Origin of the sequence: Planktotalea sp. (assembly GCF_049680325.1) — a bacterium.
Lineage (GTDB): Bacteria > Pseudomonadota > Alphaproteobacteria > Rhodobacterales > Rhodobacteraceae > Planktotalea.
The window spans coordinates 1-12,369 of the sequence record NZ_JBAUHO010000024.1 but is presented as its reverse complement, the minus strand read 5'-3'; the positions used below and the strand labels follow the sequence as shown (position 1 = coordinate 12,369).

Annotated in this window: 16 protein-coding genes and 1 tRNA gene; 6 read left to right on the top strand and 11 right to left on the bottom strand. The window is 55.5% G+C overall.

What is annotated here, in order from left to right; translation table 11 throughout:
- The first annotated feature begins 95 nt into the window (after positions 1–95).
- Both WBC85_RS01365 and WBC85_RS01360 read left to right on the top strand, forming a co-directional pair.
- Positions 96–1,319, top strand: coding sequence for a hypothetical protein (locus WBC85_RS01365; RefSeq protein ID WP_424432890.1), 1,224 nt, complete (start codon positions 96–98; stop codon positions 1,317–1,319).
- Positions 1,316–2,695, top strand: a complete 1,380-nt coding sequence (locus WBC85_RS01360) for a cytochrome P450 (RefSeq protein ID WP_424432889.1) — start codon at positions 1,316–1,318, stop codon at positions 2,693–2,695. Before WBC85_RS01365 ends, WBC85_RS01360 begins: the two co-directional genes overlap by 4 nt.
- 14 nt (positions 2,696–2,709) lie before the next feature.
- On the opposite strand, the gene WBC85_RS01355 is transcribed toward WBC85_RS01360, so the two are convergent.
- From WBC85_RS01355 to WBC85_RS01315, 9 genes are all read right to left on the bottom strand, one after another.
- Positions 2,710–2,937 (bottom strand): ribbon-helix-helix domain-containing protein, encoded by a 228-nt coding sequence (locus WBC85_RS01355; RefSeq protein WP_424432888.1) that lies wholly within the window; start codon positions 2,935–2,937, stop codon positions 2,710–2,712.
- Positions 2,934–3,101, bottom strand: a complete 168-nt coding sequence (locus WBC85_RS01350; RefSeq protein ID WP_424432887.1) for a hypothetical protein — start codon at positions 3,099–3,101, stop codon at positions 2,934–2,936. The genes WBC85_RS01355 and WBC85_RS01350 overlap by 4 nt, the downstream gene beginning before the upstream one ends.
- A 70-nt stretch (positions 3,102–3,171) precedes the next feature.
- Positions 3,172–3,354, bottom strand: coding sequence for a DUF4169 family protein (locus WBC85_RS01345; RefSeq protein WP_424432886.1), 183 nt, complete (start codon positions 3,352–3,354; stop codon positions 3,172–3,174).
- Positions 3,355–4,746 carry a class II fumarate hydratase gene (fumC, locus tag WBC85_RS01340; protein ID WP_424432885.1) on the bottom strand — a complete coding sequence of 464 codons (1,392 nt, stop codon included), beginning with the start codon at positions 4,744–4,746 and terminating at the stop codon, positions 3,355–3,357. It lies immediately after the preceding gene.
- Positions 4,747–4,855: 109 nt separating this feature from the next.
- Entirely contained in the window at positions 4,856–5,359 is a 504-nt protein-coding gene (locus tag WBC85_RS01335) for an SspB family protein (protein WP_424432884.1), read from the bottom strand.
- A 62-nt stretch (positions 5,360–5,421) separates the two neighbouring features.
- Complete coding sequence (locus WBC85_RS01330; RefSeq protein WP_424432883.1) at positions 5,422–6,375, bottom strand: ROK family protein; 954 nt, start codon at positions 6,373–6,375, stop codon at positions 5,422–5,424.
- A 116-nt stretch (positions 6,376–6,491) separates the two neighbouring features.
- Positions 6,492–7,571, bottom strand: a complete 1,080-nt coding sequence (locus WBC85_RS01325; RefSeq protein ID WP_424432882.1) for a methyltetrahydrofolate cobalamin methyltransferase — start codon at positions 7,569–7,571, stop codon at positions 6,492–6,494.
- 12 nt (positions 7,572–7,583) lie between these two features.
- Positions 7,584–8,513 carry a methylenetetrahydrofolate reductase gene (locus WBC85_RS01320; RefSeq protein WP_424432881.1) on the bottom strand — a complete coding sequence of 310 codons (930 nt, stop codon included), beginning with the start codon at positions 8,511–8,513 and terminating at the stop codon, positions 7,584–7,586.
- Positions 8,514–8,553: 40 nt separating this feature from the next.
- Positions 8,554–8,850, bottom strand: coding sequence for a virulence factor (locus WBC85_RS01315; RefSeq protein ID WP_424432880.1), 297 nt, complete (start codon positions 8,848–8,850; stop codon positions 8,554–8,556).
- A gap of 259 nt (positions 8,851–9,109) precedes the next feature.
- On the opposite strand from WBC85_RS01315, the gene WBC85_RS01310 reads away from it, so the two are divergent.
- From WBC85_RS01310 to WBC85_RS01300, 3 genes are all read left to right on the top strand, one after another.
- Positions 9,110–10,222, top strand: a complete 1,113-nt coding sequence (locus tag WBC85_RS01310) for a Ppx/GppA phosphatase family protein (RefSeq protein WP_424432879.1) — start codon at positions 9,110–9,112, stop codon at positions 10,220–10,222.
- A gap of 62 nt (positions 10,223–10,284) precedes the next feature.
- On the top strand, positions 10,285–11,022 hold the full coding sequence (locus WBC85_RS01305; RefSeq protein ID WP_424432878.1) for an RlmE family RNA methyltransferase: 738 nt from the start codon (positions 10,285–10,287) through the stop codon (positions 11,020–11,022).
- Positions 11,012–11,413 carry a WYL domain-containing protein gene (locus WBC85_RS01300; protein ID WP_424432877.1) on the top strand — a complete coding sequence of 134 codons (402 nt, stop codon included), beginning with the start codon at positions 11,012–11,014 and terminating at the stop codon, positions 11,411–11,413. The genes WBC85_RS01305 and WBC85_RS01300 overlap by 11 nt, the downstream gene beginning before the upstream one ends.
- Positions 11,414–11,434: 21 nt before the next feature.
- On the opposite strand, the gene WBC85_RS01295 is transcribed toward WBC85_RS01300, so the two are convergent.
- Both WBC85_RS01295 and WBC85_RS01290 read right to left on the bottom strand, forming a co-directional pair.
- Positions 11,435–11,581 (bottom strand): hypothetical protein, encoded by a 147-nt coding sequence (locus WBC85_RS01295; RefSeq protein WP_424432876.1) that lies wholly within the window; start codon positions 11,579–11,581, stop codon positions 11,435–11,437.
- Between the two features lie 130 nt (positions 11,582–11,711).
- Positions 11,712–11,788: transfer RNA gene (locus WBC85_RS01290), tRNA-Ile, on the bottom strand.
- 129 nt (positions 11,789–11,917) lie between these two features.
- Here WBC85_RS01290 and WBC85_RS01285 point away from each other — a divergent pair.
- Positions 11,918–12,369, top strand: a 452-nt coding sequence (locus tag WBC85_RS01285; RefSeq protein WP_424432875.1) for a phosphoribosylformylglycinamidine cyclo-ligase, incomplete at its 3' end; no start/stop codon positions are given.

Sequence of the window (12,369 nt, the reverse complement as noted above, 5' to 3'; positions counted from 1 at the left end):
CCCTGAGGTATTTTTAGACCAAAGAAGCATGATTGAGGTCATACTCTTGCCAAATCCGCCAGCTAAGCGGATGTTATGGAAAAAAGGTGTGACGGATGAGTGAGCAAGTGCAGCGTGTGAAACGGCGACGGGTGTTTTATATCCCGGGCTATGATCCGTTTCATCCAAGGCGCTACCGCGAACTTTATCGTAAAGAAAGCGCCGCGCAGAGCGCCATTTCCGGCTATGAGATCGCTTTGAAGCCAAAACAGGGCAAAGGGCCCTATGGCTGGCATGTGAGCGCCAAAATCGATGCGTGCGATGTCGAGAGCGAGATCGAAGTGCTGTATTGGGCCGATATGGTCAAATCCAGCATGAACATGGGCATTGCCGCAACCTACGCGGTGCTGGCGCAGACGGCGTGGATTTACATCAGCAGCGGTGCCTTGTGGCGGTTGATGCGATTGCGCAAAGGGCCAGTGATTGCTGCGCTATATCCTGTCGGATTTTTGCTGGTGCAGGCGTTGCTGGCCTGGCTGGCAGCCTACGGGATTGCGAGCGGTGTTCAGATGTTTGTGCCGGGACTTGTCGGTAAGCTGATTGGCTGGACGCTGGGCGGCGTGCTGGCCTATGGCATTCTTGATTTCTTCCGCCGCAAGGATAACAAGTTCTTCGCGTATTACCTCATGCATGATTACGCCTATTCCGCGCGCACGCGCGGGGCCAATCCGCCAGAGCTGGAAGCGCGTATGGAGGAATTTGTCGCGCGCATATCAGAAGCGCTTGAGGCGGAAATTGATGAGGTTCTGGTCATTGGTCATTCATCCGGCGCGCATATCGGCGTGTCCGTCTTGGCGGATCTGCTGCGCAGCAAGGAGCTGCGCGCGGATGGTCCAGAGCTGAGTTTTCTCACTTTGGGACAAGTCGTGCCGATGGTTTCGTTTTTGCCCGACGCATGGCGCCTGCGCGCTGATCTGGCCTTTATGGCGGTGCAAGAGCGCCCGTTCTGGGTGGATGTGACAGCCCCCGGAGACGGCTGTGCTTTTGCGCTTTGTGATCCTGTAAGCGTCACGGGCGTCGCACCAGCAGACAAGAAGCAACCTTTGGTCTTTTCGGCCGCCTTCACCCAGTCTTTAAGCCCGCAGAGGTGGGGCGAGCTACGGTGGCGGTTCTTTAGGCTACATTTTCAATATCTTTGCGCTTTTGATGCGCCAAAGGACTATGATTATTTCCAGATCACCGCTGGTCCGATGACATTGCTTGAGCGTTATCATGGTCGTCCACCATCCAAGAGCCGGATCGAAACACCCGTGAACCGTTTCCGTTCGCTCGCGCCATGACGGCCCCCATCCTTCCGCCAAAGCCAAAAGCGCGCGCAGAGAAGGTGACCCTGCGCCAATACGTGCGGCTGTTTCGCGAGGATATCCTGTCTGCCCAGCCTGCAAAGCTATACCGCGCATGGATGGCCGAGTTTCGCACGCCGTTCTTTCGATCCTTTCTAATCAACCAGCCCGATCTGTTGAAAACGGTTCTGAAGGAACGTCCCGATGACTTCCCGAAAAGCGGGCGGATCAGCGAAGGACTACGTCCCTTGCTCGGTCAAAGCGTGTTTTTGACAAATGGTGACACATGGAAACGACAACGCCGCATTATTGATCCGGCGTTTGAGGGCGGACGCCTGCGCGAAACGTTTCCAGCCATGTGGGAGGCCTCGCAAGCGGCTGTGAAACGCTTGGAAGCGTTTGAGGGGGGCGAGGTCGAAATCGAAGAGCATACGAGCCATGCGGCGGCGGACGTGATTTTTCGCACGTTGTTTTCGATCCCGATCGAGCACGAGATCGCCGCAGAAGTCTTTCACGAATTTCGCGCGTATCAGCGCAGCCAGCCGATCCTGAATGTTGCTGCGTTCATTCCCTTGCCGCGCTGGATGCCACGATTTTTCCGCTCTGGCACGCGCGCCTCTGCGGCAAAAATTCGGGGATTGATTACGCAACTGACGTCAAAGCGCATGGCCGAGATCGAAGCGGGCAGCGCGCCTGATGATCTGGCGACAAAGATCATGACAACAAGCGATCCTGTAACGGGGGAGCGGTTCTCGACCGAAGAAATGGTTGACCAAGTTGCGATCTTCTTTTTGGCCGGCCATGAAACCAGCGCCTCTGCTTTGGCCTGGACGTTATATCTGATGGCACAGTTTCCCGAATGGCAGGACAAGGTCGCACAGGAGGCCGCTATTGGTCTGAGCAATGATTTTTCCGCCGTATCCAAGCTACGTATCGCGCGGGATGTGTTTCGAGAAGCGCTACGGCTTTATCCACCCGTGCCGATGATGGTGCGCGAGAATACATGTCCAGAGAAATTCCGCGAACGCGATGTGAATGTCGGTAGCCAGATCGTCCTGAGCCCATGGCACTTGCATCGCCATGAGCGGCTTTGGGACAATCCGGACGGGTTTGATCCTGCGCGTTTCGGAACCGAAAATGGCAAGAGTTGTCTGCGCGATGCCTATATGCCGTTTTCTGCGGGAAGCCGTGTGTGCACCGGGGCGGGGTTTGCAATGGTTGAAGGGGTGTTGATCCTGTCGATGATCCTGCGCCGTTACCGTGTGACGCTGACAAACAGGCCAGCGCCAGAGCCGGTCGCGCATCTTACGGTGCGTGCAAAAGACGGGATTTGGTTGCGATTGGAGCCTAGAGATGCGGCTCGGAACGGATGATATTGCACGCGCAATCAATCCGTGGTCGTTGTCCTGTAATGATCCAGAACGAACAGGCGAATAGCAGAGGCAAGGCCGCAGTCACTGCCGCGAATCGCATCAATTTCAGCCGCTAAGTCGTTGATTGCACGGTTTTTGTCGCGCGCGATGTCGCGGAACGAATCCCAAAAAGCATCCTCTAGAGACACCGAAGTACGGTGGCCCTTTAAGGTTAGACTGCGTTTTTGGGGGCGCTGCATCATCGGCTTAATAAATGGCCGCGCTGAGTGCCGCTTTCAGCTGCGCGATGATAAGCGTTCAGGATTCGCGCCAATGTACCCGAGTCGCGCTTAAGATAGCGGCGCGCTTGGCGGATTGCGATCATCTGTGCGCTTGGCACTTCGCGGTTTTTCTCAACTTGAGACATTAGGCACTCTCACAACAAATAGATTCGAAGCTTTGTGCCAGAGAAATGAGGCGAGAATTTGATGCTAATTCTAATTATCTTCGTCGCGCTTCGCACCATTGTGCTTTAGCGTCGATAGCTTGTTTTGTGCCTGTGCAAGCTCGCGCTCGGCTTTGCTTAGCCCGTGGAGTGCAGCATTTTGATCTGCGCGCGCCGTTTTCTCAGCGCGCGCTTTTTGTTTACGAAACCGATTTAGATTTACCGGTTTACCCATTTACTTTGGGCCAATCATATCTTCTGGACGTACAACGCGGTCAAAGGTTTCTTCGTCCACAAATCCCAGCGCAATCGCTTCTTCTTTAAGGGTCGTGCCGTTTTTATGCGCAGTCTTGGCAACCTTGGTCGCGTTGTCATAACCGATTGTAGGAGCAAGGGCCGTTACCAGCATCAGGCTTTCCTTCATCAGCTTTTCGATGCGCGGCTCGTTCGCTTGCGTGCCGTTCAACATACGCTCGGTAAAGCTGGACGTCGCATCACCAAGAAGTTGCATGGATTGCAACAGGTTATAGCTCATCATCGGGTTATAGACGTTCAGTTCGAAGTGACCTTGCGAGCCTGCGAATTTGATTGCAGCGTCGTTGCCCATCACGTGGGCGGCGACCTGTGTCAACGCTTCGGCCTGCGTCGGGTTCACTTTACCCGGCATGATCGAAGAACCCGGCTCGTTTTCGGGCAGGATCAACTCGCCCAGGCCAGAGCGTGGGCCAGAGCCAAGCAAACGCATGTCAGAGGCTATCTTGTAGCAAGAGCCCGCAACCGTCGCCAAAGCACCCGACATGAAGACCATGGCGTCATGGGCGGCGAGAGCCTCGAATTTGTTCGGCGCGGTGACAAAGGGCAGGTCGGTGATGTCGGCCATGTGGGCCGCAACGGTTTCGCCCCAGCCGTGCTTGGTGTTCAGGCCTGTGCCAACAGCAGTGCCGCCTTGGGCCAGTTCGTAAATACCGGGCAGGCAAAGTTCAACACGTGCGATGCCTTGGCGGATCTGATGCGCGTAACCGGAAAATTCCTGGCCCAGCGTCAAAGGCGTCGCGTCCTGCGTGTGGGTGCGGCCGATCTTGATGATGTCTTTGAATTCTTCGGTCTTTGCCTCAAGCCCTGCAAGCAACTGGCGCAAACCCGGAAGCAAGGTGTCGCGCACCATCATCGCGGCTGCGATGTGCATCGCCGTCGGGAACGTGTCGTTAGACGATTGACCCATGTTGCAGTGATCGTTGGGGTGCACGGGGTCTTTGGAACCGATCACGCCGCCAAGGATTTCAATCGCACGGTTCGCGATGACTTCGTTAGAGTTCATGTTGCTTTGCGTGCCAGACCCTGTCTGCCAAACCACCAGCGGGAAGTTATCGTCAAACTTGCCTTCGATCACTTCACCAGCAGCTGCGATGATCGCATCCGCCAATTTCGGATCCAGATCACCAGAGGCTTTGTTGGCCATGGCGCAGGCTTTTTTGATGACGCCCAGCGCGCGCACGATAGCGACGGGCTGTTTTTCCCAGCCGATAGGGAAGTTCATCAAGGATCGCTGCGTTTGTGCGCCCCAGTATTTGTCGGAAGGAACTTCCAACGGGCCAAAGCTATCGGTTTCTGTACGGGTCTGGGACATAGAATGCTCCTGGAGATGTCAAGTTGGTATACAATTGCATGCGGTTTAAGGCGAAACACCCGCATATTACAATTGAAAAGACGCGCGCAGGTGTCGCACGCAAATCCGTTTATTTGCGAAACGCGTCCAACGAAACAACGTCCGCTTCTTTTTTCGGTGGCTTTGCAGCTTCCGCAGGCTTTTCGACAAGCGCCGTTAACTCTGGATCGTGTTCATCATCCTCGTCAACCGAATGTAGCGCTGGTTCGTCCTCGTCGTCATCGCTTGTTTCAAAGCGAAGACCAAATTCGACAGACGGATCGACAAAGGTACGCAGCGCATCAAACGGAATGTTCAGCGGCTCTGGCGCATCGCCAAAGTTAAGCGTTATCGAGAATCCGTCCTCGCGCACTTCAAGCGCATCAAACCAATGTTGAACCACAACCGTCATTTCACTTGGATAGCGTTCGCGCAGCCAATCTGCGATTTGCACATCGGGATGGGTCGTATCAAAGCTGATAAAGAAATGGTGCTCACCGGGCAGGCCGTGTTCTTTCACGTCGCTCAGAACAGTCTTGATAAGCGAGCGCATAGCGCTGTGCATGAGATTTCCGTAGTCAATCGAATCTGCCATGGCGCTCCCCAGCTTTGCTTGGGCTAAAGCATAGGGAGATTCTTTCGAAACAAAAAGGGTCGTTAACGCGCGCTCAGGCACTCTTGCGCATAAGACGCCGCGCCGATGAGCGCGGCATAGTCATCTTCCAGCACATGTATCGAAAATTGCGACATAAACCCGGAAAAGCGCCCTTTGGCGGCAAAGCATTCTGCAAAGCCCGATGACTCAAAATAGGGCACCAACGCACGCGCCACGCCGCCGACAAGGTAAATACCGCCGCGCGGCAGATGGATCAAAGCCAGATCGCCCGCAAAATGGCCAAGGGTCCGCACCACAAGCGCAATCGCGCGCTGTGCTGTGCTATCACCCTTTGCGCAAAGCGCCATGACCTCCACAGCCGGCAAGTCTTGGCCTGCGCAATGGCGATATGCGCGTTCCAATCCACGCCCTGACAGGATGTCCTCTGCCGCAACATGTCCAAGGCGTTCGCGCAGATCTGCGCCCAAGGCCACCAGCTCTGCATCTTGGGGCGCAAAATTGATGTGTCCTGCTTCGGCGGCGGGCACATAGGTGCGCGCGGCCTGTCGGTGAACAGGCGCAACATTGAGGCCTGTGCCAAGGCCTATCACCAGACAAGGCGCATCACTTCGCTGCGGCGCGTTTTGGATCGTTTTGAAAGACGATTGCGCCAGAAAGGGCAGGGCATGGCCCTGCGCCTGTAGATCATTCAGCAAAACACCCATCGCGCCGCCACTTGCGAGGCTGGCCCCATTGGTGGTGATCGCCCAATCCAGATTGGTCAGCCGTCCCGCGTCGCCATCTATCGGCCCCGCCAGCGCGAGACTGACCGCGTCGGGCGTGCGCACATCTTGCGACGCGAGATAGTCGCGCAGAATATCCTCAAGGCCACTCGATGTCTCGTTGGCATATCGTTTGACCGTGTCCGAACGCAGCGCCGTGCCATCCAGCAGGGCAACACGTGTGTTTGTTCCGCCGATATCGGCCGCAAGGATGAGGGGTGCGTTTTGTGTCATGGGAACGGTGGTAAAATGATCGCGCTAACAGCGCAAGGCGGTGCGATACCACCGCCGCCAAAAAATAAAACCCGCGCCACAGACGCGGGTTTCTTTTTTGTTGTTGTGCAAAGTGATTAGCCGCGGCGGCGACCGCCAGTACGCCCAGCGCGTCCACGACCTTCTTGGCCTGCTTTTGGCGCGACCTTGTTGGCTTTGATCCACTCACCGCCACCTTCATCGTTGTTGGTCAGGAAGTTTGCGGCGCGAATGGCCTCCATTTCCTTGCCTGCGCGTGGCTTGGTAGACCCGATTCCGAACATCAGGCAGAAGGCTTCATCGTCCATACCTTCAGGGATGATAATGCCTGCTGCTTCCACTTCGGCGCGCTTTTCCGCGATTTTGGTGGGGCCAGTGGCCAATGCAACCGGGTTCATAATGGCAGATGTCATGCCTGCGCCCATCGCCATTGGCAAAAACGCGTTGTTGATGCCGTGACGGTTCGGCAGACCGAAGGAAATATTTGACGCACCGCAGGTGGTGTTCACGCCCAGCTCTTCGCGCAAACGACGCACGAGGGTGAAAACCTGCAAACCGGCCGTGCCCATCGCGCCGATTGGCATCACCAGCGGATCCACCACGATGTCATGGGCGGGAATACCGAAATCGGCTGCGCGCTCGACGATCTTCTTGGCAACTGCGAAACGCACGTCGGGGTCTTCGGAAATACCCGTATCATCGTTGGAAATCGCTACAACGGGTACGTTGTATTTTTTCACCAACGGCAGAACCAGTTCAAGGCGCTCTTCTTCGCCAGTGACAGAGTTCAGCAATGGACGGCCCTCTGCGGCGGCCAGACCGCTTTCCAAAGCACCGGGAACGGAACTGTCGATGCAGAGCGGGCAATCGGTGACTGCCTGCACCACTTCGATCAACTGGCGCATCAGCGTCGGTTCAACAAAGTTGTTGTCGGCATAACGGGGATCTTGCGCCATTAGGCCAGAGAAAACTGCGCCAGAGTTGATGTCGAGGATATTCGCGCCCGCCGCGACCTGCGCAATGGCGTCGGCCTCAACACGTGAAAAATCACCACGCTCCAACTCTTCATTGAGGATTTTACGGCCCGTCGGGTTGATCCGCTCACCGATCACGCAAAATGGCTGATCGAAGCCCATGATAGCGGTTTTGGTTTTGCTTTCGATAATTGTGCGAGTCATTGATGCCAGTCCTTAGGATGCGTTCGCGGGGCGCCCTGAAGCGCCGCCATTTTCGATGGCCCAATTGGCATTGGTCTTGATGCCGCCAAGGGGGAAGAAGTGTACTTTTTCAATATTGAAGTCCGGGTTCGCCGCTTTGTGCGCGGCGAGGTCTGCCAGAACCTCGGTCGGCTCATAAGGTAGCAACAGCTTGGTCACATCCATAGCGCGCTTTTGCAGCACTTTCAGGGATGGGCCAACACCACAGGCAATGGCGAATTTAATCAGCGTTTGCAGCTTGGCAGGGCCTGCGATGCCGATGTGGATCGGAATGTCGATGCCTGCCTCTTTTATCGCGTCGGCCCATGCAATGATCGGCTTTGCTTCAAAGGCGAACTGCGTTGCCAGTGCCATCTTGGCGTCTGTCCGCTCGTTGAACGATTGCTTCCAGCGCAGCGCTTCCATGACGTTTTCATCTGAGCCATTCGGATCAATGTCCTTATTGCCCTCTGGATGTCCCGCAACATGTAGGCGTTTGAAACCAGCCTTGTCGAATAGGCCCGTTTCCATCAGCTGCATCGAGCTGTCGAACGCGCCATGTGGCTTGGCAACGCCGCCTGCAAGCAAAAGCGCCTGGCTCACATCTGCTTCGCCCTGATAGCGCGCGATCCAGTCCGCCAGCGTGGCTTCATCCTTGATGATGCGCGCGGGGAAATGCGGCATGACATCATATCCTTCGGCTTTGATCCGTGCGGCGGTCGCAACCATGTCCTCAATCGGGGTGCCCTCGATGTGGGCGATATAAACACGGGTGCCCTCGGGTAGGAGCACTCGGAAGTCTTCGACTTTCTCGGCTGTGCGCGGCATGACCTCGATCGAATAGCCCTGCAAAAAGGCTTCGACTTCACCATTGCGCGGTGTCTCGCCCGGCGCAGCTTTTCGTTTGAAATTCAACAAGGCCATGATTTTATCTCCCAATCCCATCATTCCAGTTGCCGGGCGATTAAGCCCAGCCATCCTTGGCGATCAGCGCTTTCAGGCGCTCGTTGTCATATTCAGCTTCCAGCCGCTTTGCTTCGGCCTCAACAATATCGTCGGGATCACCATCAAGAGGGTAGGGATCGCCCTTGCGCCATTCAGCAAGATAGGCGTCTGCATCTTTCGCGTTCACTTTCATTGCCGCGCGATCAATCGCTTGCTCGAAACGCTCTTCAAGCTGGCGCTTGGAGCCTCTGCGACCCTTGCCCACAATGACCTGCGCAGGAATGTCGCGCCAATAGACTATCGTTACATCCGGCATTGTTGATTCCCTGCTACCAAAACGTCTCTCCGTCCTACTGCACACGCCAAGGCTGACGCGGCCTAATTTCGACAAAACGGCGCGCCTGAGCGACCCGATAGCCGCGATCACATTAGCCGCAGCGCAGCATTGATAGCCACAGGCCGGGGCGCTCATAATTTTCATGGTGATTATGAATGGCGCAAGCCCGACAAGAGGCTTGCGAGCACGCGCAGCCGCGCGTAGGCTGAACGCAACACGATAATCGGAGGGCGTAAATATGACGCCCAAGCGTCCCAATGGTGCGGGCGCATTCCCGAAGCCGGTAGAGAGCCCCGCGCCGACACCGCCTGATCCGTCCGAGCTATATGCCGCGCTGGATTTGGGTACAAATAGCTGTCGCATGTTGATTGCCCAACCAAAGGGTAGTCAGTTTCATGTGATAGACAGTTTTTCCAAATCCGTCCAACTTGGGGCGGGTCTGGAAAGCACTGGCAAGCTGAGCCGCGCTTCGATGGCGCGCACCATTCAGGCATTGCGGATCTGTCAGCAAAAACTGAAGCGCCACAAGGTCAAACGCATGCGCCTTGTTGCGACAGAAGCCTGCCGCCGCGCTGGCAATGGCGCTGGATTTATGAAGCAAATTCAACGTGAAACGGGCCTGACGCTGGATATCATCAAGCCAGAGGAAGAAGCGCGTCTTGCCGTGATCTCTTGCGCGCCTTTGGTCTCTACGAAGACAGAACAATTGTTGGTTGTGGATATCGGCGGCGGCTCGACAGAACTGGTCTGGATTGATCTGAGCTCTGTTCCCAACCACGAACGCCCCAAGGCGATCATGCGCTTGCACGCGGGGTTTCACACGCAAGGCAGCCCGTTTGCGGCGGCTAAAGTTGTGGATTGGATTTCTGTGCCGCTTGGCGTTGCGACTTTGCGGGATCAATTCAACGATGTTGACGATGATTCCGCGCGCTTCGCCCTGATGAGCTGGTATTTCGAAGAACATCTTGCCGAGTTTGCCCCCTATAAGGACGAACAAACCCGCGAAGGGTTTCAGATTGTTGGCACCTCTGGAACTGTGACGACCGTAGCTGCATCGCATTTGGGATTGAAGCGATATGACCGCAACAAGGTCGATGGTCTTCGCATGACGTCGGATCAGATTGACAAGGTTATTCACACCTATCTGAAACTTGGCCCCCTTGGGCGCCGTCGTGATCCGCGTATCGGACAGGACAGGCAGGCGTTGATTATGTCCGGCTCTGCTATCTTGCAGGCCTTGCTACGGTGCTGGCCAACGGATCAGCTTTCTGTTGCGGATAGAGGGCTGCGCGAAGGTTTGCTCTATGCACAGATGAGTGCGGATGGTGTTTTGGAAGATGGCGTGTATTAAGGGGACCGATTTCCGCAAAAATCGAATCTGCGTAGGACGAGCGTCCAGAGAGTTTAAGTGACATGGCAAAGACCCCAACTGGCAAAAATAATTCGGGACGCGGGCAGCGCGATCTGACTGTTAAGGTCAAATCCGCGCGCGGGCGGCGCATGTCATCCACGCTTTGGCTACAACGCCAGTTGAATGATCCTTATGTCAAACGCGCCAAGGCCGAAGGCTATCGCGGGCGCGCTGCGTTCAAAATCATGGAAGTTGATGACAAGTATCGCTTTCTTGTGCCGGGTGCTCGCGTCGTTGACCTGGGCTGCGCTCCCGGTGGATGGTGCCAAGTCGCCGTGCCGCGCATCAATGCGCTTGGCGATAAAAAGGGCAAGGCAGTCGGCACGATCCTCGGGATTGACCTGCAAGAGGTTGAAACCATGGCGGGCGCCGAATTCCATGTGCTCGATTTCTTGGACGAGGGCGCAGATGAAAAAGTGAAGGAATGGCTGGGCGGGCAGGCGGACGTTGTCATGTCCGATATGGCGGCATCGTCCTCTGGTCACAAGCAAACCGATCACTTGCGCATTATGCACCTCTGCGAGGCTGCGGCCTACTTTGCTTTTGATGTTCTGGCCGAGGGCGGCACATTTGTTGCCAAAGTTCTTGCAGGCGGCGCAGAGGGCGAATTGCAGAAGGTCCTGAAGCAAAACTTCGCCAAGGTTGCCCATATCAAACCACCAAGTTCACGGTCCGACAGTTCAGAGAAATTTGTTGTAGCGACTGGCTTTAAAGGGCGAGGTGAGCGTGATGACGCGTAGATTTCTGATACTGGCGGTTTTCACGGCCCTCGCAGGACAAACGCAGGCGCAAAATGCGATTGAAGAACAGTTGTGCGAAGCGGCTAAAACCAATCGGACGGTAGAACTGGTCTATGACAAAGACGCCAGCAAAGGGTGTTTGCCACGTCTTATTGATGTCCACCAAGTTGCGATCGGCAATAACGGTAGCCTTTATATGCACGGCTGGCAGCATCGCGGATGTACCAAAGGGCGCGATTTTGAAGCGAAACGGATATTTAAGTTTGAAAAGATCAAATCCGTGACGTTGATCGATGGTGAATTTGGTGAAAAATCGCAGGCGACAAAAGCCGAAGGCTGGGACGGTTGCATCGGCAACAACTGTTTCATCAAGGAAAACATCTGCGAATAGTTGAGGGGCTTTTAGGCTGGCTCAGAACAACCAGCAGAAAAACGCCACCCACATCGCGATAGAAACCAGAATGCAAACACCAAACATCGCAGCGAGCGCTTGGTCGTTTTCAAGCTCTGGGGTTTGCATGTCGGAGCTAAACGAAAAATCTGCGTGAGACTGTTTCATGATTAAACCTATTGTACGTTCTCAAAACAGACTGCGCGCCAATTGTGACGGTAACAAAACAACGATATGAAGTTTTTGTGAAAAAGCCTGTTTTAACAATTTTAACAACGGGTGATTTCAACGGGAAAACTGGTAGGCCCGGCAGGACTTGAACCTGCAACCAACGCGTTATGAGCACGCTGCTCTAACCAATTGAGCTACAGGCCCTACCTTGGCCCCGTGATTAGCATATCGCCGCAGAGCGTCAAGCACACAGATTGCACAGATTGCACTGACGCGCGCGATGGGGTAACCGCAGCGCAAAGCGGATACAGCAGATCACGGATGGGGATTTCCATGAGCGAGCATAGCGGCAAGAATGGCATCACATATGCGGATGCAGGTGTGGATATTGACGCGGGCAACGCGCTGGTGGAACGGATCAAACCCGCTGCCAAACGGACAAACCGCCCCGGCGTCATGTCCGGCCTTGGCGGCTTCGGTGCGCTGTTTGATCTCAAGGGTGCAGGCTACAGCGATCCGATCCTTGTGGGGGCGACCGATGGCGTTGGTACCAAATTGCGTATTGCGATTGACACGGGCCTTGTCGACGGCGTCGGCATCGACCTTGTTGCCATGTGCGTTAACGATCTGGTCTGCCAAGGCGCCGAGCCGCTGTTTTTCCTTGATTACTTTGCAACGGGCCATCTGGAAACAGAGACAGCGGCGCGCATCATTGAAGGCATTGCCGAGGGCTGTGTGCGCTCAAACTGCGCTCTGATCGGCGGTGAAACCGCAGAAATGCCGGG